Origin of the sequence: Pseudomonas syringae (assembly GCF_021605415.1) — a bacterium.
GTDB classification, from domain to species: domain Bacteria; phylum Pseudomonadota; class Gammaproteobacteria; order Pseudomonadales; family Pseudomonadaceae; genus Aquipseudomonas; species Aquipseudomonas syringae_S.
This window is the reverse complement of the sequence record NZ_WKEQ01000087.1, coordinates 1-1,212: the sequence shown is the minus strand read 5'-3', so window position 1 is coordinate 1,212 and position 1,212 is coordinate 1. Positions and strand designations below refer to the sequence as shown.

The following is a 1,212-nucleotide window of genomic DNA, read 5'->3' as shown; positions in this document are numbered from 1 at the left end:
CTGGCGTATCGCGGGGTGACGGCGGCGGCGTTGGGGGTGATGGTTGATGAGGGGGTTGAGGGGATTGTCGGGCGCGCGCTGGAAACTGGGGCAAATTTGGCGCGCCGGGGGATGTATACCAATCCACCAGAACCTTGAAATATGGGGAAAAATAACCTGCTAAAAATCTTCGGATAAAAAATGTTATTTACTCATAACTCTTCTTTAAGTTGTTCATCGATATGTTGCAACCAATGTTTTCCGGAATCCCATTCGTTCCAATAGGTAAAGTAACAGCTTAATTCTTTTAATAAATATTTTCGTAAAGTCATTTCGTCTATATTTTGGCTGAGCAGTTTTTTTAATTCTTCGCGAACCATTAAGCGATCGTTCTGCTCAGATTCCCTTCGAAAAGACTCTATAACTTGTTCGGCCGTATCGTGCTCGGCAGTCCAGTCTTGGTGGAAGTACGCTCCGAAAAAATCATGGAGATTGGGAAATTCTTTGTTCATGCTTCTGGAAACCCCGTTAGTAAAAAATAACCTAAGGGTAATTTAGGGTCTTTTTTAAGTACCAATAGTAATCTATGTGCCGCCAACACTTGGGGTTGACCATTCACGATGCTCACCCCGATAGGGGACGTGAATTGATGTGAAATGGTTGTCTTTATTTTACTGCTCTCCAGGAATTTTTTTATACGCAGTGAATTAGCTGACAATGCGTCTGATACGGCTGACTCTGCCACAGAACGGTTAGGGAATGTCGAGGCAGCGGGAATGTTTGGTTCATTCCTTAACCTTTGTGCCAGCTGTGCATCGGTTCGGCCAACGTGTTTCGCAATTAGATGGCCTCCTTGTGCTTCATGCGCAGCGAGACCACCCCCAGGGACTATTTTGCTGTACGGCCCATCGGCCGAGGCATCGCCAGGGCAAGGGCTGCACGCCAACCCCAACGGATCAACCCACCCCGTCGGATTCGGCGTGTATTGATATTGGTTGAGCCCACCCGCCAGTTTCACTGGATCGGGTGTCAGATAGCGCCCAGCCTCCGGATCATAGTAGCGATGCCGGTTGTAATGCAGCCCGCTTTCGGCGTCGAAGTATTGCCCCTGAAACCTCAGCGGTTGTTCGAGTTGTTCACCGCCGCCATGGGTCAGTTCAGTCACCTTTCCATACGCGCTGTATTTCGCCGACCAGACGACGTCGCCGCTGTAGTCGGTGAGTTCCTGCGGTG

At 49.3% G+C, this 1,212-nt stretch carries 2 protein-coding genes; both read right to left on the bottom strand.

What is annotated here, in order from left to right; all coding sequences use genetic code 11:
* Window positions 1-191: 191 nt before the first annotated feature.
* Window positions 192-491 carry a contact-dependent growth inhibition system immunity protein gene (locus tag GIW69_RS26105; protein WP_236485670.1) on the bottom strand — a complete coding sequence of 100 codons (300 nt, stop codon included), beginning with the start codon at window positions 489-491 and terminating at the stop codon, window positions 192-194.
* Window positions 488-1,212, bottom strand: a 725-nt coding sequence (locus GIW69_RS26100; protein ID WP_236485669.1) for an RHS repeat-associated core domain-containing protein, incomplete at its 5' end; no start/stop codon positions are given. The genes GIW69_RS26100 and GIW69_RS26105, both read right to left, overlap by 4 nt.